Genomic DNA, 20,714 nt, shown 5'->3' on the forward strand with positions numbered 1-20,714 from the left:
TTTGCCATCAAAACGGTACATTTAACCGAATATTTGTAAGCATGACGGCTTGTTTTTAAACAAAATGTTTATTGGGTATCTTTTATCAAACGTTATTTCAATTGAACCGGGGGGAACCTGTTGAAAATACTGATGCAATTATCAGAAATGCAAAACTTTACACCAAACGAAAAAAGCATTGCTTCCTACATTTTGGTCCACAAGGAATCGATCCTGCACTTAAATATTCAGGAGCTTGCCAAAGCTACGTATACTTCGCATTCCGCCATTAATCGATTAATTCACAAACTTGGGCTATCCGGCTTCAAGGAGTTTATAATAAAACTCGCTCGGGAATTCCAGCAAGATACCCAGAATATTTCTAATGTAGACCCCAACTATCCATTCGGGTTTGATGAAACCCCACTTCAAGTGGCGAAAGAAATTGCTGAATTAATGAAGGAAACGATTGAAAAAAACTTTACATTCATGGATGATCACTTGCTGTCACAAACAGCCCAGTTACTGGATCAAGCAAATAGGATCTTTATATATGCGTTAGGCGATTCACAAATCCGAGCAAAAAGTTTTCAGAATAAATTAGTAAAAATCAACAAGTATGTGGTTATAGCCACGGAGCTGTCTGAATGGGCTTACCATACGGCTAATCTAACTTCAGAAGATTGCGCTATTTTCTTAACTTACCACGGTAAGTCACCGATTTTTTTAAAAGCGGCACGACATTTTACGCGTGAGAATATCCCTTTTATCACCATTACAGCTACCAATCAAAGTGAATTGGCCAAACGAAGTAGTATATGTATCCAGGTGCCTAATGACGAAGTAAAGCATGCCAAGATTGGTACTTTTTCGTCGCAAATTGCCTTTGACTATGTATTAAACGTGATTTACTCCTGTATCTATAAAATCGACTACTTGAAAAATATGCAAACCCTGACACAATCGTTGGAGAATTCGCATCTCAACGACATGATGAATGACGTGTAGAGGGTTCAGCTTCTCTCTAACTGCAAAATAAGCGGCAATTTATAATTATATATGGTTGTTCTTCGACAAATAAGGTCTAGTTAGTTTTATGCTAACTAGACCTTTTTCTTTTATTGCTTCAAGCCCATCAGTACGGCCGACAGCAAGCTAGGAAAGCGTTCATTCAAATCATCGTAACGGATAGAGATAAAGCGTTGGGTTCCCTCTATTCTCGTATGAATGACCCCTGATTCCCGAAGAACCTTAAAATGATGAGACAAGGTTGACTTTGGAGCTGAAATATCTATCGAGCTACAGGATTGCTCCCCTTTTTCGTCTAAAATCTGGATGATATTAAGCCGAATGGGGTCACTTAGAGCATATAAAACTGTAGGTAGAGTAATTTCAATTACGTTGGGATGATACAGCGTTCTCAAGATCCGTTCACCTGCCTAACAAAGAATTATAGTTGCATTATAGCATATTGGAATGCTATATTTCTATTATTCTAAAATATTCGAACTATAGAACAAATGGAGGGTTTCGTTTTGAATAAAATTATCACCTTGTTTTTCTTGATCATGTTTTTCATTGGTACAGATACGTTCATTGTGTCGCCTCTTCTACCTATTCTTCGTGAAAGCTTCGGCATTTCTATCGAACAATCGGGCTGGATTGTTTCAGCCTATGCTTTAGGGTATGCTCTGTTTGCCTTAATTGCAGGACCGTTGTCAGATGCATGGAATCGAAAAAAAGTACTACTGTTCGGCTTACTTGGTTTTGGTATCTTCACTCTACTTTGCGGCTTTGCCGTTGATTTTTGGACCATGTTTGCTTTTCGCTTATTGGCTGGCATTAGTGCCGCTTTTGCCTCACCTCAAGTTTGGGCAGCCATTCCTCAGTTAGTTCAACCACATAAAGTGTTAAAAGCCATGGGAGTTGTCACCGCAGGATTAGCTTTTTCCCAAATGCTGGGCGTGCCCATTGGCAGCTATCTCGCTACCGCCGGGTGGCAAACACCCTTTATTATGATTGGTTGCTGCACCTTCCTGATCGTTATTTGGACTGCTGTTCTCTTGCCCGCCTTGCCTCCTTCTATACAGAAGCAAAAGGCTCTCTCGATTAGGAACAGATACCGTTCATTGCTGCAGGGGTCAACACCTAAGGTCGCTTTTCTGGCCTACTTCCTGTTCCAACTCGGAAATTTTGCTGCCTTCTCTTTTATTGGCACATGGCTGTCCGACAAATTCAGCCTCAATGTTGCAAATATTGGTACGGTGATATTATTCCTTGGTTTAGGAAATACGATCAGCAGCTTATTTGGGAGCAGCTTAGTTAACAAAGTGGGGCCTAAGCACTCTTTGATCTATGGCGTAATTTTCATCGGTCTGCTTTATTTGCTTCTGCCCTATTTACCTAGTGTGACCTATGTCGAAATTACATATTTTCTGATCTTCCTTATCCTTGGAATGATTTTTCCGCTTATGATGAGTATGCTTCAAACCTTGTCTGCCACAGCACGCGGAACAGTCTCATCACTTGCCAATTCTTCTATGTATTTTGGAACAATGGTTGGCTCTTTCACAGCAGGAATGCTATACGCGCACAGCGGTGGTTTTATTTCCGTTAGCCTGTTTTCTGTGATTTGTTTCGGTGTGTCACTAATCTTGTTCATACGTAGCGGGGTTTTACTAGGTCTAAGACTAAAATAGAAACGAGTAACCTTAAAAATCGACATAAGCTCTATCTTTGGGCCAGGAAAAGAACTTATATTATTAGAAAAGCCGCCAATATGGCGGCTTCTTATGCATATCTACTGTTGTCCAGCTTCTAGGATCAATCTTCATCAATAGCATTTCGAATATCATAATCATCGATGTTGATATCCAAAGCCATTCCCAGTGCTAACTTTGCCAGTTGGCTTCCAATAAAGGGACCCATGGTCAGCCCGGATGCTCCAAGCCCATTGGCAGCTATAAGGCCGTTCCAGCCAGGCACAGCTCCAAGCACCGGTAGAAAACCGGGGGTAAAAGGACGGAAACCGACTCTTACCTCCTGAAAAGTGCTATTTGCCAAACCAGGTGCTAATTCTAAACCTTTATTTAGGATTTCCTGCATTCCACCTGCTGTTACTCTTGTATCGTAGCCTTCGATTTCATTTTCGTGAGTCGCACCTATTACGATCTTCTGTTGATCAAACGCCAACAAATACTGGTCAGAAGGCGGTATGATTACAGGCCAGGTGCCTGTATCTTGTCCGGCAGGGATCTGCAAATGCATGATTTGTGCCTTTTGAAAACTAACTTTAAAGCGAATGCCCAAAGGCAGCATCAGTTGATTGGCCCATGCACCAGCACAAACAATGACTACGTCAGACGAAAAACTATGTCCATCGACCATTACTCCGGTTACATGGTCGGAATTATATTGAAGCACAGCATCCCCATGGATAAGGGTTGCCCCATTTCTTTGGGCTGATCGGATCAACGCGTCACGTAGCGCACGACCATCTATACGAGCGGCACCGCTAATATGAACAGAATGATATCGATCTTCTAATAAAGGAAACTGTTCATGGGTTTCCTTTTCATTTAGTTGCGTAATTTCACCGATTTCCGGTGCATCTGTATGTCGTAAGTGTGCCCGTTCCTGCATTTTTTTGATTTTCTCCAAATCATCGTGAATACTGAGAGCCCCAACTTGAGCATAGCCAGTTTCTGTTTCTCCCTCGCTTTTGAGTTCTTCAATCAATTCGGGGTAAAAACGTGCGCCCGCTTTGGCTAGCTGGTACCAAGCCTGATTGCGTCGCTGTGATAGCCAGGGACAGATAATGCCAGCAGCTGCATCAGTCGCCTGTCCTTTATCTTTGCGGTCTACAAGAATGACATCAGCGCCCATTTTTGCTAACTGGTATGCTGTCGATGCCCCCAGAATTCCTGACCCGATTACGATAACCTTCTTCATGATTACATCCCTTTCCTAAATCACTGTATCCATTATAGCGAATACTGCATGAATGCATAAAGTTTGAAACATTAATATTTCAATCCTTATAAAGTTCTTAGAATTGATCTGTAAAGTAGTTGTCAGAACGAATGAAAAGGATGAACTGATATGGATAATATTATTTTACAGACTAAAAATCTCTGCAAAACCTTTGGACGACAGCAGGCAGTGAACAACGTCGCGTTGTCTATTCAGGAGAATTCCGTGTATGGATTGCTCGGGCCAAATGGGGCAGGAAAATCAACTACCTTAAAAATGCTAACCGGTATGCTACGCCCGACAGCCGGTGAAATTTTATTTCAAGGGAAACCTTGGTCCCGAAAAGATCTTGCTCAGATCGGCGCACTGATCGAAGCTCCTCCACTCTATGAGAATTTGACAGCTAGAGAGAACCTGAAGGTTCGCACAACGTTGCTTGGACTACCTGATTCGCGGATTGATGAAGTGCTGAGCATTGTTGATTTGACCCATACCGGGAAAAAGCGCTCCGGCCAGTTCTCAATGGGTATGAAACAGCGGCTGGGCATTGCGATTGCTCTCCTCAATCATCCCAAGCTATTGATCTTAGATGAGCCAACCAATGGACTAGACCCCATTGGTATTCAGGAGCAACGTGAGCTAATTCGCTCCTTCCCGAAGCGAGGAATTACTGTAATTCTTTCTAGTCATATCCTATCCGAAGTCGAACAAATCGTTGACCATGTCGGTATCATTGCCGGCGGCGTATTAGCTTATCAAGAGGCGGTCACTCCAGGGCAAAACCTGGAATCATTGTTCATGCAGATTGCACAGGAATACCGAAAGGGAGGTGAGTAGGATGCAGCAATACATAGCCGCTGAACATCTAAAGTTAAGGCGCACCTTCACGAAAAAGTTGGTCTGGCTTGCCCCCATCGTTACTCTTACTCTGTGTACCGTGCTCATGGGGGGACGTATGCTCCAAAGCGCCAGCTACAATTGGTGGTATTTCATGCTGCTACCAGGTGCCCTCACCTTAATGTGCTCAGGAGTGATCCAAAAGGATGGCAAGAAGCTGAAATACCGTGCTGTCCTTGGCATATCTGTAGATTTGGCTCGGATATGGTACGGTAAAATCGGGGTTTGCGTAAGGCTCTTAATGGTTTCCTCTATTATCCTATTTATAGGGATAACTCTTGGCGGATTCGTATTCTCAACTTCCGTGACACTAGCAGAAAGCGTCGCTGCAACTCTGCTACTCTTCATCACCTTTTTGTGGCAAGTTCCACTTTGCCTGTTCCTAACGGATCGAATAGGCATGTTTGCCACCCTAATCATCAACATGCTGGGCAACGTAGCCTGCACCGTCTTGTTCGCTACGTCTTCTGTATGGTGGGCGGTACCCTATGCTATTCCAGCGCGATTGATGTGCGCCGTCATTCAAGTGCTGCCTAATGGGCTTTCCGTTCCTTCAGGAGATCCACTTTTGGATAGAGGCATAATTGTTCCCGGCCTGTTGATCACAGTATGTCTATTCATGATTCTGTCAGTGCTGACGGCCATGTCTTTCCGTAAACGGGAGGCTAAGTAAGATGATATCTTTCTTCCGCAATCTGAAATCTGATGTGCTCAAACTTAGAAGGCAGCCCTTATTGCTGGTGCAGCTGCTTGTGCCACTCTTAGGCATAGCAATCTTTCTTGCCTATTATTCCTTCACTCCATACTCATCGATTTCGAAGATAGACGGCTATTTGCAGGTCCTGGCTGTGACTCTTCCTACCATGATTGGTATTGTATGCTCCATTGCTGTTGAGCAGGAGTCAGTCGCTGGAAATTTTCAACACCTCTTGACCTCACCGGTGAAGCTGTTACCTTTTTTGAGCAAGCTTAGCCTGCTTCTGTGCTTGGGATTTGGTAGTGTGCTGCTTGCCTCAGGCGGCTTTGGAGCTGGCTATATATATCTGTTGAAAGAGTCCCCGTATGGCTTGAAGTTTTATGTGTTGGGTGCCTGCATTCTGTTTATGTCGAGTTTATTCCTTTATATTCTACATTTTTTCGTTAGTTTGCGATTCGGTAAAGGAGCTTCTATCGGTCTGGGCATCATGGAGAGTCTATTGTCCGCTTTGCTTCTAACTGGGCTGGGTGATCATAATTGGATATTCATCCCCTCTGCTTGGGCTGCCCGCTTCATCACGATCTGGGTGCAATACGGCGTAAGCTCAGCAGATTCTATCCCTGAAACTATACAGCTTGATTTGGGAATCAGATATTGCGTAGTAGGGACCTTAGTCATCATGGTATTATTAGGGTTATGGATTTGTCGTTGGGAAGGACAAAATTCATCCGAGTAAAGATTAAAGAAAGAAAGCAAGGGAAGTGAATAAAGCATGGCAAACTTGTTGGCCGTTGATGATGAACCCGCCGTTTTGGCACTACTTCAAAATATTTTGCAGAAAGATGGCCATGTTGTCACGGTAGTCTCCACCTCCCCACAGGTTCTCACCATGCAGCTTGGAGCCTTTGACCTCATCCTGCTGGACGTGATGATGCCGAACATGGACGGATTCACACTCTGTCGGGAAATTCGCAGCAAGGTAGACTGTCCGATCCTGTTCCTTACAGCAAAATCCATGGAGAACGATGTAATGTTGGGCCTTGGGGAAGGAGCCGACGATTATATTGTCAAGCCGTTTGGGGCTGGAGAGCTGCGCGCTCGAATCAACGCCCATCTCAGACGAGAGAATCGTGAACGGCGTAATGTATTCTGCATCGGGGAAGTTCATTTCAATCTGTCGGGTAAGGAAATCACCGTTCAAAATGTTGTAATCCCGTTTACCAAAAGTGAATATGAGATATGTAAGTTTCTAGCTCTGAACTGGGGCCAAGTGTTCTCTAAAGAACAGATTTACGAAGCCGTCTTCGGCTTTGATGGAGACAGCGACTCCGCCACCATCGTGGAGCATATCAAAAATATTCGGGCCAAGCTTGGCAAAGTAGAGGTTTCGCCAGTGGAGACAGTTTGGGGGATCGGATACCGATGGAAGTAGCCAAAATACAGCAAGCACATAAGACAACCAAACTGCGAACCATTTTTCTGGGTTATTTAGTTATGTTCTGTATCGGGACGATTGCGCTAGCGCTGTTCCTGGTCCTCACCTTCTATATCCTGATGTCTTGTGGAACCATTCTTCCTGCGAACTATGCTGAGAATCAGGTACGGGAGGATAAGGCAATCCTTGAAGCTGGCAAGACCCTACAGCCGGATTCTCGGCAGAAACTATATAGATACGCGTCATTCACTTCGGAAGGCCGCCACATTGAGGGAAATCTTTCTGAAAAGCAGGCTCAAGCCGCTTGGAGTGTTACGCAGCAGAGCAATACTGCCTATCAATTTCCCTACAACTATGTAAAAGTTTCACATAATAATGAAGTTACTGTGATGCGCTACTCTGTCTCGGCACAGTTTGAACTTCCTATTCTACGTCAATATCTGCCGAACGCGGAATTGTCCTTTTTTGCCGTGTTTTGTATCGCCTTCCTGGGGGGAGGAGCCCTACTCGCTTCCTCCTTCGGACGAAAGTTGACGCGCAAAATGAGTGGATTGCAGCAGGCTACAAAGCAAATTCAAGCACAGGACCTGGACTTCTCAATTCAGCTCAGTGGTGTGATGGAGATCGATCGGGTGCTCCATTCTATGGATAAAATGAAAGAAACGTTAAAGACTTCGCTTCAGAAACAATGGAATCTCGAAAAATCCCGTCGTGAGCAAATATCCGCCCTGGCACACGATGTCAAAACACCACTCACTATCGTTCGCGGAAACGTAGAGTTGCTGTCCGAAACCGATCAATCGGAGGAGCAAAAAAACTATACCGATTATATAGCGGAGAGCACCAGGCAAATGGAGCAGTATATTAAGACTCTTATTGAAATTTCAAAAGCGGAAACAGTAGCCACCCTGCAGGCGGAAACGATAGATACTGACTTCTATCTAACTAAGATAAAAGATCAGGTAATGGCTCTGGCCGCTGTCAGAAAAATATCTGTCGTATTTGCTACATACAACCTCCCTAGTACGTTGTATGTAGACCCAGTTCTGCTTGAGCGAGCCATCATGAATGTTGCTTCTAATGCGGTAGAGCAAGCGCCGGAATATAGCGAAATCCGGCTGACTGCGGAGTCTGCCGAAGAGTGTATTCGTTTAAGCATCGTAGACGAAGGCCCAGGCTTCTCTCCTGAAGGCCTCAAACAGGCAACGGAGCAATTTTATATGGGCGACTCGTCCAGAAGATTAACTGGACATTACGGCATGGGTCTGTATATAACAAAATCCATTGTGAACCTACATGGCGGACAGCTGATCATCACTAACTCCACCCAGACAGGCGGCGGACAGGTAAGCATTGAGATACCAATCCGTGTATCATCGACATCATGATAAACTCCTAACAAAAAGAGTTCTAAAGTTTTTTTACTTTAGAACTCTTTTTGTTAGAGTATTTATTTGGTAATCGTAATTTGTTTGGAAACACTATTATAGTTTACCTGATAACCCGAAAGCTCGCTGATGACTCGTAATGGAACCAGCGTGTAGCCGTTAACAATAACCGGAGCAGTGATGTTCGTCGAATAATTTCGGGAGTTGTTTAACTCATATACAGCAAGGGTGGAATTCTTGACTTGAAGTACTATTTGTTTGCCGTCTGTAGGACGATTCAGAATGATCTTTTTAGTCCCTTTTTCATAGTTTACATCGTAACCCACCCGTTCACTGATAAAGCGTAACGGGACCATCGTTACCCCATTTATAATTTTTGGCGCCTGAGCTATCGTTGTAGCCCGACCATCAACATAAGCTGTTTTAGCTCCTGGTGTCAGGGTGAACGATGTTGTATATGAAGCAACCGCATTGTTCGTGTAACTCGTCGTAGTGCCGGAAGTCGTTGTAGTTGAACTCGTCCCGGACGATGAACTACTGGTGCCTAATGCCCTATTGCGAATAGCCTCCAGTCGATCTAGCAGATCGCTTTTACGTGTACCGGTTGGCAGATCACTTATCGCATCTCTGGCAGAACGCCAGTCGGACGCATTTAGACTGTTCTCCGCAATCCGCATTAAATCTCTCGCTTTCTCATAGTTCGATGAACTAGAGGACGAAGAGTAGTAACCATCCGAATTCGTGCGTTCGGATATCTTTACACCACTAGATTCCCTTCCACTACTATTTACGGTTATGACTTTAATCTCATACCAGCGTCCTTCTCGTAAATCCGTTATTTTATAGGATTCTGAGGTTGTATTTCCCTTATAATCACCATCAACATAGATTTTTACCCTCTCTGCTCGACTCGGCATATCATAGGTGATTTTGATCCAGGTGTCGCTTTTGCTATCGACTTCAAGATTAGACACTTCTGACGAATTGGAAGATGTGCTGTCCGTTGTGGCAGTCAGCTTCACACCGGAGGATAACGCACCTGTGCTCCGCTTGGATTTTATCGTGAACGTGTATGTCTGGCTTGCCGAAAGATTGTTAAATGTATAGGATGATCCTGTTGAATCAGTTACCAGTTGTCCATCCTTATATAGACTGACTGTACTAATTCCGCTAGGTTTTGTCCAGGAAACAGTAACACTATAGTTATTAACTGATGTCACTGAAGCACCTGTCACTTCGGGCACGATATCGGTAGAGACTGAAGACGTTGTAACGGGAATACTAACTCCTTGAGATATGTTTCCGGATTTGTCTATCGTTTTGACCATTACAGTGTAGGCTGTAGCAGCATTCAACACATTAAACGTGTAAGACGTGCCTGTGGTTTTCTGAATTTCTGTACCATTTAAATAAATAATCGCTTGGCTTAAGTCAGCATCCTTAGGCAGTATGTAATTGATGGTAAATCCATTATATCCTATATTTGTCGCTGTCAGCCCGCTTACTTCTCCTGGGGGTGTCTTATCCACAGGGGCATCAGTGGAAGCTGTTTTAACCTGTACTGTCGTACCTAGAGATTCGTTGCCGCTCTTATTCACTGTCTTTACTCGAAAGGTATATGTCGTATTCGGCTGTAAACCACTCATCATATAAGAGTTACTTCGAATGTTATCAACATATACATCGTTAGTGACATTAACCACTTTTACGTGGTCAAAATTGATGTCCGATGGATTAGTCCAGGACAAATTTACTTTTGTTGTTTCTGTAGGAATCGCTGTCAGATTGCTTACCTCTGCTGGCGCAATATTCGCAGTAACCAATTGGGTCGACATTAATTTCATCACTTGGTTAATATTAGGCTTCTGACCGGTTAATGTAGTCAATTTCGTACTAGAAGTGATCGGTATTTGGCGTCCTTGAACGGTCGCTAATTTGGTATGTGATTGTGGTATGTTCAAACCTGTCAGATTTGAGTTATGCCTTTCAGTCGGCAACGCGCTAGCCACTGCATCGGGTCCCAAAATGCCATACCCCGTATTCAAAATCAGCGTAGCCGTTGCGAACGGAGCCATCCATTGACGCAAACGTTTTTTATTCATGTTTTATGCTCTCCTTGATACCAGTATTGAAATTTTATGTTGTCAAAACGAATAAGTAGACTCACAAACCCTTCTGCTGTAATCCAGCTTTTAAAATATATACCATAACGTACAGACGTTCATTTAACTGTTATCGGAATTTCCATACCAAATGTTTAGACCTGACACTAGCATTCTTTAGTAATTGGGTACATGTTAACCTCGAAATGTCCATATACACAATGCCTTCGAGCTTGGCTAACTAGACATTTTTTTCTTGCGCTAAGCCATACAAAGCAAACCTTGTTACCCTAGTCTCAGAGGAAATATTAAGAGCAAGCTGTAAATATTCGATATATCGTAACTTTCTACCGTTTAATAACATTGCATTATAGGATATATTAAATTTTAAGTAATAGAAAAAGGAGGTGTATTATGTTCAAAAATGCTTTTAAGACGTTTGGTGCCATTGGTAATATTGAAGCGATTTCTTATCTGCTGCTTGTGTGTATTGCCATGCCACTTAAATACGCAGCCGGAATGCCGCAAATGGTAAGCTGGGTGGGAATGATCCATGGGGTACTGTTTGTGGCTTATGTGGTTGCCACTATTGTCATGCTGATTTTGCGTAAAATTACGCTGCTGCAAGGGCTTGCAGCCTTGATTGCCTCGCTGTTGCCGTTCGGCCCCTTCATTTTCGATCGTAAGGTGCTTAAGAAAGCCGAAGCCCGTGCCAGTCATGCCAGCTCGATCAAAGCTACATAAACCCATACCAGGCCTAGGTCAACGCAGCAATGCGGTGTTCTCCTTACCACTTATACAGCAGAATATAAAAAAAACAACCGATGGCTGTAAACCACTCGGTTGTTTTTTTATTCACGAATAATAATTATTAGTTCCTGGCATTTTCCAAAAATTCATAATAGCCATCATTTGACGGATCATCCTGGCTGTTACGTTTGAGATATCCTACTGTAGCTAGATAAGCAAAAAGTCCGAACATAGCAGCAGAAACAGCTATATATACTTTAAAACCGAAAATTATTGAAAAGATGATCATAAAAATACCGATTGTAAGGGAGACGCCTAACTTTGACATTCTTTCATCCCTTTCTGTTATATTTATGTAATCACAACTAATCTCTCGGGTAATTTACACTCATGATATCCATAAAAGGAACTTTATCCGTTTCTCCATTACTCTCTACATGAACCTTGCCTGTTCTCGAGTCCATTTTAACGATTTGTCCGCGGGTTGCTTCTTCGCGTCCCCATACTGTCAATACAACTTCGGATTGCTCTTGTTGTGCTTCTACAAGCTGATTCCCGATTTCCTCCAGTACAAATTCATCCCGAGTAGGCCGTTTGGGTACCTTCGCTTTTGCCACTTGCTATCACTCTTCCTTTCGCGCAAAATCAAATTCATTCCATTTTACCATACTTTTCATCATTTGGTGCTGGTAATGTGAGTAAAATTACGTCCCAGGATGCACCAAAAAGCCGAGTTCTCAAAAATGAAAACATCGACTCTCTAAAGTCGTTTGTTGGAGCTCATTAGGGGCGCTTGAAAACCGACCAGCTAAGTCATTTGACCAGCTGTGGAATGTAATCCACGATATTATAAATAGGAGCACTGCTCTGTTGTGTAACGGCCAAAATTAATGCACCTTCAAGCATCGAAATGATCAGTACCGCCAGACTGTGTGCCTTTTTCTCGTCCAAGCCCGATTCCTGAAGGCGTTCCATATAGATGTGCTGCCAATCTGTAAACGTATTCACACAGGCATGACGTAGTGATTCACTAATACAGGAAGTTTCCGCGGCAGCCCAGAAGCCAATCGGCATGAAGCTGTCAAAGCCGAGACGGTCTGCCTCCTCAGCTGTATGACGAATAAAATCCTGAATGGCTACTACAGGATTTTCGTTTCCACTCAGTGCCTGTTTTAATTTTTGCTTAATAAACTCATTCCCTCTTCTTATGCACTCCAAAGCCAACTCTTCTTTACCATGTGGAAAATAATAATAAAGTGATCCCTTCGGTGATCCACTCTCCGCAAGAATCTGATTCAGTCCGGTAGCATGATACCCCTGGTGAAAAAAGAGCCTCGACGCCGTTTGTACGATATTCTCATATGATTCGGGTTTAGCAGCCATATACAGCATCCTTCATTATATAATATTTGAAACTTTTACTTTGACAAAAAAATAATAGCATGTTTATTATATATAGACCGATCGTTATAATTCAATACCCATTAATTTATTGGAGGAACAAAAACAACATGAGTACAATGAGTCAAACAAGCTCACCCTCTGAACCCAAAACGTTCAAGGTGCTACCTATTATGATTGCCCTGCTCCTTAGTGGCTTTATTGGAATGTTCAGTGAAACGGCACTTAACATTGCGTTGAATGATTTGATGCAGATTTTGCATATTACAACTGCAACAGCTCAATGGCTGACTACCGCTTATCTGCTGACACTTGGTATTTTGGTGCCTGTATCGGGATTGCTGCTTCAAACCTTTACCACAAGACAGCTGTTTGTGACATCGTTGCTATTTTCAATAGCTGGTTGTCTCGTTGCAGCGCTTGCCCCTACCTTTTCAGTGTTATTGATCGCACGCATTTTACAGGCTATGGGTACAGCGCTGTTATTGCCGTTGATGTTTAACACGATCTTAATTATCTTCCCAGCTGAAAAGAGAGGCGCGGCTATGGGAATCATCGGATTGGTTATTATGTTTGCACCTGCGGTAGGACCTACCATTGCAGGACTGGTACTTCAGAATTTATCTTGGCACTGGATCTTCTGGATCTCTCTTCCTTTCTTGGTCCTCTCGCTGATCTGCGGTATTTTGTTTATGCAGAACGTCTCAGAACCGACCAAGCCCAAGATTGATCTATTATCTATTATCCTGTCTTCCATTGGCTTCGGCGGTGTCGTGTTTGGTTTCAGTAAATCTGGTGAAGGTGGCGAAGGCTGGACCAGCCTGGTTGTTTTGCTTCCTGTGATCATCGGCGTGATATCGTTGATTCTGTTCTCTGTACGACAGTTGAAAATGAAAGCACCTATGCTGAATTTGCGTGTATTTAAATATCCAATGTTTGTGATCGGCGTTATCATGGTGTTCTTATGTATGATGACGATCCTTTCTACGATGCTGATTCTTCCACTCTTTTTGCAAAAAGGGCTGGCCTTGTCCGCTCTAACAGCAGGTTTGGTGCTTCTGCCAGGTGGGATTATCAACGGTCTCTTGTCGCCTATTATGGGCTCCTTATTCGATAAATTCGGTCCCAAATGGCTTGTGATTCCAGGACTTGTGATCGTGGCCGCTGTGTTGTTTTTCCTGTCCGGCATTACAACGACATCCACGCTCGTACTCATTATTGTGCTGCATAGCTGCTTGATGATCGGTATTTCTATGATTATGATGCCAGCCCAAACTAACGGTCTAAACCAGCTCCCTATGGATCTATACCCAGATGGAACGGCTATTATGAGTACGCTCCAGCAAGTCGCTGGTGCAATCGGTACTGCCGTAGCGGTAAGTATTCTCTCCAAAGGCATGGACAGCTATTTGAGCCAATCCAGCATGCCTCAATCCGTAAATGAAATGGCTAATGCCATGGTAATCGGATCTCAGAATTCATTTTTCTTTGCAATGGTCATCAGCGTGATCGGTCTGATCCTTGCGTTTTTCATCCGCAGAGTTCATGTTGAACATGGCACTGCTAAAGCACCCATGCACTAATTAATTATTATTTTCATTCCAAATGTAATACCTGAATAAACCTAAAGGCTGCTAACCATCTCATTTATGGTTAAGCAGCTTTTTTTTATGAATCTAGATAGGTATTCATATAATTACATATTTACAAATCCTCCTCATTTGGTTACGATATGACTTATGGAGTAAAGCGTAAAAATTACGATTACTATTAAGGAGGTTCCCTGTTGTTTAAACGTTCATATTTTAAACTATTTATCCCTGCGGTCATGGCGGTGATGATGACAGCCTGTGCTACATCTCCATCAGCTTCATCCACATCCTCTACGGCACCACAAGATAAAAGTGTCACCTTATTGTTCAACGTGCAAAGCCCTTCTATTGATCCTCATGCAGATATCAATTACACAGCCGTTCGTGCTGGAGTAAATGAAACACTGATCAAAGTGAATAAGGATCTCAAGCTGGAAGCTTGGCTTGCAGAAAAATGGAACAGTAAGGACGGGCAGCACTGGACCTTTAGCATCCGACCAGGCGTGAAATTCCATAGCGGTAAAGCCGTAGATGCCGCAGCTGTCAAAGCCTCTTTGGAAAGAGCACTAAAGCTCAATCCATCGGTTAAAAATGCGCTACATATCCGTGATATTCATGCAGAAGGGCAGATTTTGAGCATTACGACGGACAAGTCCTTCCCGGAATTTGTATCTGAGCTGGTTCATCCGAATACCGCAATTATGGACACCACAGCCGCAGGTGACTTCCCATCAGGAACGGGGCCGTTCAAAGTTGTCAGTTTCCGTGCCGGAAGTGAACTGAATCTGGATCGCAACGAGGACTATTGGAACGGTGAAGTAAAATTGAAACATGCCAAATTCATGTTTAACGAAGATGCCAATGCACGTCAGCTTGCTTTTCAAGCTAAGACGGCCGATATTGTGTATCGTCCGCCCGTTGAAAGTCTGGAGCTTTTGAAAGCTGATTCTACCGTTAAAGTTGACTCTCTTCCTAGCCTGCGGACGCACCAACTTATTTACAATATGAACAATCATGATCTGAAAAAAACAGCTGTGCGCAAAGCATTCGATAATCTGATTAACCGGGATGAGATTGCAAGCGGTATTATGTCTGGTCAGGGAACCCCTGCTCAAGGTCCGTTCTTGCCGGACTTTCCTTTTTCACCGAAATATACCACGAAAAAGTTTGATTTGAATGCAGCACGAGAAGGCTTCAAAGAAGCTGGATATACAGTGGAGAACGGAAAAGTTACGAATTCTGACGGGTCCTCCCTTCATCTTACATTGTTAACCTACCAGTCGAGAGCGGAGCTTCCACTCATTTCACAGCTGATTCAGGCTAACGCTAAGGAGCTTGGCATCACGATTGATATCCGTCAGGTTGATAATATTGATGAATATCTGGCCGCTCATCAGGATTGGGATTTAGCGACTTACAGTAACATTACAGCCCCGCGCGGTGATGCAAGTTATTTCCTGAATGCGGCCTATATGCCGGAGGGAGCATTGAATTACGGTCATGTGCATGTACCAGAACTCGCGAGTATGATTACGCAGCTGAACACAACCGTGAATGAGGAGCAACGCAACAAGCTAGCGCTGCAGGCTGTCACTCTGATTGACCAAGAAAATCTGCAATCCTTTCTAGTTCATCCAAACAACGTAGTGGCCTATCGTAATTACGTACATAACTGGGTAACCAGCCAAAGTGAATACTATCTGTTGACCCAGGACTTGGATGTGAACTAGCATGCTTCAAACTATTGCCAAAAAGTTTCTGACGCTTATATTGTTCTTTCTTATTCTTTCCTTTGTGAGCTTCTGTCTGCTTAAGCTTGTTCCGGGCGATCCCGTTCGGAGCATTCTCCGAGTAGATGATGTAGCTGTATCCAATCAGCAAATTGCGGATATGCGCAGCCAACTGGGGCTGGATCAACCATTACCTGTGCAATATGGTAAGTGGCTGGTTCAGTTGTTACAGTTGGATTTTGGACAATCTTATCTAACCCATCGCCCAGTCTTGACAGAGTTTATAGAAAAGTTGCCTTATACACTCCTCCTGACTGGAGGCTCCCTGTTCATTATGCTGCTGATAGCTCTCCCGTTGGGCACAATGTCCGCACTGTACCGTAACCGCTGGATTGACAGTGCCAGTCGTGTGTTTGCCTTAATTGGTTCCTCAATTCCCAGCTTTTGGTTGGGGCTTTTGTTTATCGAATGGTTTGCAGTAAAATTGCGTATTTTTCCGTCTATGGGGGATGGAACCGTTTTTCATTTAGTCCTCCCTTCTCTTACCCTCGGATTGGCAATGGCGGCTGTTTATGTACGAATGATTCGTGCAAGTCTGATTGAAAGCTCGGGACAGGATTTTATCAAAGCAGCTCAAGCCCGTGGAATCAGTCCGGTTCGCATTTTTTTCAGACACATGTTCCGTCACAGCTTAATTCCACTTATTACGATATTCAGTGAGAGCATAGGCAGCCTACTGGGAGGTACGGTGGTAATCGAAGTACTGTTCGCCTATCCGGGGCTTGGCAAATGGATTGTGGATGCAATTGCCGCGAGAGACTATCCCATTATACAGGGCTATACAATTTTTATGGCCATATTCATTATATGTCTCAATATCTTGGTAGAACTGTCCTACCGTTGGGTCAATCCTGAAATTGCTTTGAAGGAGAAACGTTTATCATGATAAAATCCGTACATGCGGAAAACAGGCAGTTCACCAGGGCACGATTGTCCAAAGCATGGATCGGATCACTCTCCATCCTGTTCATTCTTACAGCCATTACAGTCATACCCTTCCTAGCTCCACAAGATCCGTATCATATCCAGATGGGGAGTCGACTTCAACCGATCAGCGCAATGTACTGGCTGGGAACCGATCATTTGGGTAGAGATGTGCTATCGAGGGTCATAGCAGGACTACGGACGACAGTCGGAACCAGTTTGTTGATTTTGATCGTTTCACTGGTTGTCGGGGTACCCCTCGGTCTGCTGTCAGGATTTATTGGAGGCTGGATGGATCGTGTATTCCAACGTGTGGTCGATGCCTTCATGACTTTGCCTGATTATATTTTTGCCATTGTACTAAGCGGCCTGCTCGGACCAGGCTTAGGGAATCTTATATTTGCGGTGTCTGCAGTAAAATGGGTTGGTTATGCCCGACTGGTGCGCAGTACCGTTCTGGCTGAAAAGCAAAAGGATTACATTTCGTTATCCATACTCGCGGGTACCTCCTCCCTGCGAATTGTCATGCGGCATATTCTGCCCCATGCCATTGGGAATGTACTTGTACTGGCTACGCTGGATATCGGCAAAATCATTTTAATGATCGCCTCTCTATCTTTTTTGGGCTTAGGTCCTCAGCCGCCCATTCCCGAATGGGGCACGATGTTGAATGAAGGGCGTGCATATTTTCAAATGGCCCCCCATTTAATGCTGGGTCCCGGCATAGCTGTCGTGCTCACGGTGCTATTAGCGAACGTGTTTGGAGACAAGCTACGCGACCGTTATGATGTTAAAACCCGGTCAGAGGAGTGAACTACATGCTGACTATTGAAGACTTAACGATTCGGACAAAAGCGAAAACGATTGTAGAACAACTGGAGCTTGCCATTCGTCCGGGAGAATGGTGTGCTCTGGCAGGAGAAAGCGGAAGCGGTAAAAGCATGACTGCGTTCGCTATTGGCGGTCTCCTCCCTGCTTCTGTTAGCGCTGAAGGCATCATAATGTGGAATGACGAGAATTTGCTTGCCCTACCCGTTAAACAAAGACGTTCCTTGCTTGGTAGTGAAATATCTTACGTTTTTCAAGACTATCACGGGGCTTTTACCCCTTTTTTGCGTGTGGGCAGCCAACTCGACGAGCTGATGCGTGCTCACGGCAAGCAAGACCGTAAAGCGCGTAAGCAGCGCTGTCTTGAGGTGTTGGAGCACGTACAGCTTCCCGCCGAGCGTGTGTACCGCAGCTATCCATTCGAGCTCAGCGGCGGTCAATTGCAGCGAGCAGCTATTGCAGCTGCACTGCTTCTAGAGCCAAAGCTGCTCATTGCCGACGAGCCAACAACTGCGCTGGATACGCTCACTGCACACCGAGTACTCCAGCTCATTGACCAAATCCGGATGGAAACGGGGATTTCCGTCTTGTGGATCACTCACGATCTACGGCATGTACGGAAGTATGCGGATCGAGTTGCAGTAATGCGTACAGGTGTTTTGCTTGAAGCTGGTCAAACGCAAGCGGTGCTGGACCATCCAGCCCATCCATATACGCGTCGCTTACTGGCGGCTATTCCGCCGCTGTCTCCAGACGCTCCTTCACGTTTGCCATGCAACAGCACCGATGAACAGCTTGCACCGGAAAGGAGCATATTACATGAATAATCAAGCCGCCTGCGCTCAGTGGCAAGACAGCCCCCATCCTGTTGTTACCGTCTCCGGTTTGACGAAGGCTTACGCTGGGGGCAAAACTGTACTGCACGATGTTGCTCTGTCGGTCTCACCCGGAGAATGTCTGGGTGTTGTCGGAGAAAGCGGCAGTGGGAAAAGCACACTTGCTCGCTGTATTTTGACATTGGACACGTTTGATCAAGGTGAGCTTAAACTGGATGGACAGTCCATTCGAGGATTAAAGCGAAGTGAATTAAAACGGATTCGCAGCAGACTGGGGGCGGTATTTCAACATCCATCCGCAGCTTTGAACCCCAGACTAACCATTTTGCAATCCCTGCTGGAGCCATTGGATCAGCTTAAATGCTATGTTCCTTCCTTTATGGCGGGGATGCCCTCTGGACGTTGGAATATAGCAGAACAACTGCTAGGTATGGTAAAGCTTCCGGCAAGCTACCTGGATAAGTTTCCACATCAGCTCAGCGGTGGGGAAAAGCAGCGTGTAACCATTGCACGCGCCATTAGTACAGAACCGGAATTTATCGTATTGGACGAGCCGACTGCAAGTTTGGATGTGACCACACAAGCCACCGTTTTAAACCTGCTCAAGGATTTGCAGGATGAGTTTGGACTGGCTTATCTGTTTATCTCGCATGATCTGGCGGCTGTGCACTTTATGAGTGATCGAATCTTGGTTATGAAAGAAGGCCGTGTGCTTGAGCATTTTTCCAAGGAAGCATTATTTCATTCGGATCGGCTTCCCTATACACAATCATTACTGGAGGTTTTTTCAACATGCTGCCTTCCCACCGAGCCTATCTTGCTTTAGCAATCCCTTTAATTATTTCGACGATTACTACCCCGCTACTCGGTGCGGTGGATACAGCAGTAATCGGTCATTTGAGCCAGTCTGCCTATTTAGGTGGCGTGGCAGTCGGTACTCTTATTTTCAATACTTTATATTGGCTGTTTGGCTTTCTGCGAGTCAGTACGTCAGCTTTCACAGCACAAGCCGCAGGTGCACAAAATAACGACCAAGGCATAGCTGCTCTCATGCGCCCACTGGCTATAGCTCTACTCATCAGTGCAGTATTTATTGTCTTGCAAAAGCCCATCCTGCTAGCTTCTCTCCAGCTTATCCGTCCAGCTCAGGATGTGGCAGAGCAAGCTGCAATTTATTTTAACATCCGCATTTGGGGAGCACCCCTTACATTGGTGAACTATGTGCTGCTCGGATGGCTGATGGGATTGTCCCGCGTGAAAGCTACATTATTTTTACAAATATCAATGAATGTAATCAATATGTTATTAGCTCTTGTATTTACACAGATCATGCATTGGAATGTCACTGGGGTCGCAAGCGCTACTCTGATTGCAGAAGCTCTTGCATGTGTATTGGGTCTTGCACTGGTGTTCCGTTCACCGATTTGGAGAGAATGGAAGCGCAGTGGACAGAGGAATTGGCGAGAATGGTTCGGTGCCTCAGAGTTGAAAAGTGTCATGGCGACGAACCTTGATCTCATGATTCGTACAGCCTGCCTGTTGACGATGTTTAATCTGTTTACGGCGCGCAGTGCGAGCTTTGGCACCGATCAGTTGGCGGCAAATGCTATTTTGTTGCAGATCCATTACATTATGGCTTACTTTTTTGATGGGTTCGCCAACGCCAGTAGCATCATGACGGGTCAGGCTCGTGGTGCCGGAGATCGTAAAATGCTGCAAAGAGTTATTCATTTGTCCTGGTTTTGGACACTGGTTACCGGTGTAGTGACGGGAGGATTGTACCTTGCACTGAAAGAGCCGCTGATCTCGCTATTTACAGGGAACGCTACAGTGATTAGCCTGACAATTCCTTACAATGGGTGGCTGGTGATCTTTCCCCTAGCAGCCGGGCTGGGACTGGTATTCTATGGTGTATTTACAGGGATGACGGTAACGTATCCGATCCGTAATTCGATGCTGATTTCACTGGTCTGCTTTTTGATCGCTCTCTTCTGGTGCGTTCCGCATTATGGGAATCATGGACTTTGGTTATCCTTTATCATCTTTGCCCTGGGACGGTCACTGTTTCTGGTGGTCTATTTGCCTCGGTTGAAGAAGATTTAGCAGACCTGCTTTACATCGCT

Annotated in this window: 21 protein-coding genes; 15 read left to right on the top strand and 6 right to left on the bottom strand. The window is 44.6% G+C overall.

All coding sequences use genetic code 11. From position 1 onward, the window contains the following. The first annotated feature begins 120 nt into the window (after nucleotides 1-120). Nucleotides 121-987 carry a MurR/RpiR family transcriptional regulator gene (locus tag PPM_RS12920; RefSeq protein ID WP_013371333.1) on the top strand — a complete coding sequence of 289 codons (867 nt, stop codon included), beginning with the start codon at nucleotides 121-123 and terminating at the stop codon, nucleotides 985-987. Nucleotides 988-1,097: 110 nt separating this feature from the next. Here the strand turns inward: PPM_RS12920 and PPM_RS12925 are convergent, their stop codons facing one another. Continuing rightward, the gene (locus tag PPM_RS12925) at nucleotides 1,098-1,403 is read right to left on the bottom strand and encodes an ArsR/SmtB family transcription factor (RefSeq protein ID WP_014599797.1); all 306 of its coding nucleotides are present in this window, start codon (nucleotides 1,401-1,403) and stop codon (nucleotides 1,098-1,100) included. Between the two features lie 111 nt (nucleotides 1,404-1,514). On the opposite strand from PPM_RS12925, the gene PPM_RS12930 reads away from it, so the two are divergent. Next, a complete protein-coding gene (locus PPM_RS12930) occupies nucleotides 1,515-2,678 on the top strand; it encodes an MFS transporter (RefSeq protein ID WP_013371335.1) in 1,164 nt (387 codons plus the stop codon). Nucleotides 2,679-2,802: 124 nt separating this feature from the next. On the opposite strand, the gene PPM_RS12935 is transcribed toward PPM_RS12930, so the two are convergent. After that, the gene (locus PPM_RS12935; protein ID WP_013371336.1) at nucleotides 2,803-3,930 is read right to left on the bottom strand and encodes an NAD(P)/FAD-dependent oxidoreductase; all 1,128 of its coding nucleotides are present in this window, start codon (nucleotides 3,928-3,930) and stop codon (nucleotides 2,803-2,805) included. Between the two features lie 150 nt (nucleotides 3,931-4,080). Between PPM_RS12935 and PPM_RS12940 the strand changes: the two genes are divergently transcribed. Genes PPM_RS12940 through PPM_RS12960 form a run of 5 tightly spaced genes read left to right on the top strand, consistent with a single transcriptional unit; the run spans nucleotide 4,081 to nucleotide 8,368 of the window. After that, nucleotides 4,081-4,788 (top strand): lantibiotic protection ABC transporter ATP-binding protein, encoded by a 708-nt coding sequence (locus tag PPM_RS12940; RefSeq protein ID WP_013371337.1) that lies wholly within the window; start codon nucleotides 4,081-4,083, stop codon nucleotides 4,786-4,788. Between the two features lies 1 nt (nucleotide 4,789). Then, the gene (locus PPM_RS12945) at nucleotides 4,790-5,521 is read left to right on the top strand and encodes a lantibiotic immunity ABC transporter MutE/EpiE family permease subunit (RefSeq protein ID WP_013371338.1); all 732 of its coding nucleotides are present in this window, start codon (nucleotides 4,790-4,792) and stop codon (nucleotides 5,519-5,521) included. 1 nt (nucleotide 5,522) lies between these two features. Then, entirely contained in the window at nucleotides 5,523-6,281 is a 759-nt protein-coding gene (locus PPM_RS12950; RefSeq protein ID WP_013371339.1) for a lantibiotic immunity ABC transporter MutG family permease subunit, read from the top strand. 36 nt (nucleotides 6,282-6,317) lie between these two features. Beyond that, on the top strand, nucleotides 6,318-6,977 hold the full coding sequence (locus PPM_RS12955) for a response regulator transcription factor (RefSeq protein WP_013371340.1): 660 nt from the start codon (nucleotides 6,318-6,320) through the stop codon (nucleotides 6,975-6,977). Further along, nucleotides 6,968-8,368 carry a HAMP domain-containing sensor histidine kinase gene (locus tag PPM_RS12960; protein WP_013371341.1) on the top strand — a complete coding sequence of 467 codons (1,401 nt, stop codon included), beginning with the start codon at nucleotides 6,968-6,970 and terminating at the stop codon, nucleotides 8,366-8,368. The genes PPM_RS12955 and PPM_RS12960 overlap by 10 nt, the downstream gene beginning before the upstream one ends. A 62-nt stretch (nucleotides 8,369-8,430) precedes the next feature. Here the strand turns inward: PPM_RS12960 and PPM_RS12965 are convergent, their stop codons facing one another. Next, the gene (locus PPM_RS12965; protein WP_013371342.1) at nucleotides 8,431-10,470 is read right to left on the bottom strand and encodes a fibronectin type III domain-containing protein; all 2,040 of its coding nucleotides are present in this window, start codon (nucleotides 10,468-10,470) and stop codon (nucleotides 8,431-8,433) included. A 414-nt stretch (nucleotides 10,471-10,884) separates the two neighbouring features. Here PPM_RS12965 and PPM_RS12970 point away from each other — a divergent pair, with 414 nt between their 5' ends. Then, on the top strand, nucleotides 10,885-11,214 hold the full coding sequence (locus PPM_RS12970; RefSeq protein ID WP_013371343.1) for a DUF3817 domain-containing protein: 330 nt from the start codon (nucleotides 10,885-10,887) through the stop codon (nucleotides 11,212-11,214). Nucleotides 11,215-11,341: 127 nt separating this feature from the next. Here PPM_RS12970 and PPM_RS12975 read toward each other — a convergent pair whose 3' ends face one another. The 3 genes from PPM_RS12975 to PPM_RS12985 form a co-directional block, all read right to left on the bottom strand. Continuing rightward, complete coding sequence (locus tag PPM_RS12975) at nucleotides 11,342-11,548, bottom strand: hypothetical protein (protein ID WP_013371344.1); 207 nt, start codon at nucleotides 11,546-11,548, stop codon at nucleotides 11,342-11,344. Nucleotides 11,549-11,585: 37 nt separating this feature from the next. Continuing rightward, nucleotides 11,586-11,837, bottom strand: a complete 252-nt coding sequence (locus tag PPM_RS12980) for a YolD-like family protein (RefSeq protein WP_013371345.1) — start codon at nucleotides 11,835-11,837, stop codon at nucleotides 11,586-11,588. A gap of 196 nt (nucleotides 11,838-12,033) precedes the next feature. Beyond that, the gene (locus PPM_RS12985; RefSeq protein WP_013371346.1) at nucleotides 12,034-12,603 is read right to left on the bottom strand and encodes a TetR/AcrR family transcriptional regulator; all 570 of its coding nucleotides are present in this window, start codon (nucleotides 12,601-12,603) and stop codon (nucleotides 12,034-12,036) included. A gap of 137 nt (nucleotides 12,604-12,740) precedes the next feature. On the opposite strand from PPM_RS12985, the gene PPM_RS12990 reads away from it, so the two are divergent. The 7 genes from PPM_RS12990 (at nucleotide 12,741) to PPM_RS13020 (ending at nucleotide 20,694) form a co-directional block, all read left to right on the top strand. Continuing rightward, a complete protein-coding gene (locus PPM_RS12990; RefSeq protein WP_064964240.1) occupies nucleotides 12,741-14,204 on the top strand; it encodes a DHA2 family efflux MFS transporter permease subunit in 1,464 nt (487 codons plus the stop codon). Nucleotides 14,205-14,407: 203 nt separating this feature from the next. Beyond that, nucleotides 14,408-15,943: a nickel ABC transporter substrate-binding protein gene (gene nikA, locus PPM_RS12995; RefSeq protein WP_013371348.1), complete on the top strand. Its 1,536-nt coding sequence runs from the start codon at nucleotides 14,408-14,410 to the stop codon at nucleotides 15,941-15,943. A 1-nt stretch (nucleotide 15,944) separates the two neighbouring features. Then, nucleotides 15,945-16,889, top strand: coding sequence for a nickel ABC transporter permease (gene nikB / locus PPM_RS13000; RefSeq protein WP_013371349.1), 945 nt, complete (start codon nucleotides 15,945-15,947; stop codon nucleotides 16,887-16,889). Beyond that, nucleotides 16,886-17,740, top strand: a complete 855-nt coding sequence (nikC, locus tag PPM_RS13005; RefSeq protein ID WP_013371350.1) for a nickel transporter permease — start codon at nucleotides 16,886-16,888, stop codon at nucleotides 17,738-17,740. The genes nikB and nikC overlap by 4 nt, the downstream gene beginning before the upstream one ends. Nucleotides 17,741-17,745: 5 nt before the next feature. Further along, the gene (locus PPM_RS13010; protein WP_013371351.1) at nucleotides 17,746-18,582 is read left to right on the top strand and encodes an ABC transporter ATP-binding protein; all 837 of its coding nucleotides are present in this window, start codon (nucleotides 17,746-17,748) and stop codon (nucleotides 18,580-18,582) included. Then, complete coding sequence (locus tag PPM_RS13015; RefSeq protein WP_013371352.1) at nucleotides 18,575-19,417, top strand: ABC transporter ATP-binding protein; 843 nt, start codon at nucleotides 18,575-18,577, stop codon at nucleotides 19,415-19,417. The genes PPM_RS13010 and PPM_RS13015 overlap by 8 nt, the downstream gene beginning before the upstream one ends. Continuing rightward, nucleotides 19,384-20,694, top strand: coding sequence for an MATE family efflux transporter (locus PPM_RS13020; protein WP_013371353.1), 1,311 nt, complete (start codon nucleotides 19,384-19,386; stop codon nucleotides 20,692-20,694). Before PPM_RS13015 ends, PPM_RS13020 begins: the two co-directional genes overlap by 34 nt. The last annotated feature ends 20 nt before the right edge of the window (nucleotides 20,695-20,714 follow it).

Origin of the sequence: Paenibacillus polymyxa M1 (genome assembly GCF_000237325.1) — a bacterium.
GTDB classification, from domain to species: domain Bacteria; phylum Bacillota; class Bacilli; order Paenibacillales; family Paenibacillaceae; genus Paenibacillus; species Paenibacillus polymyxa_C.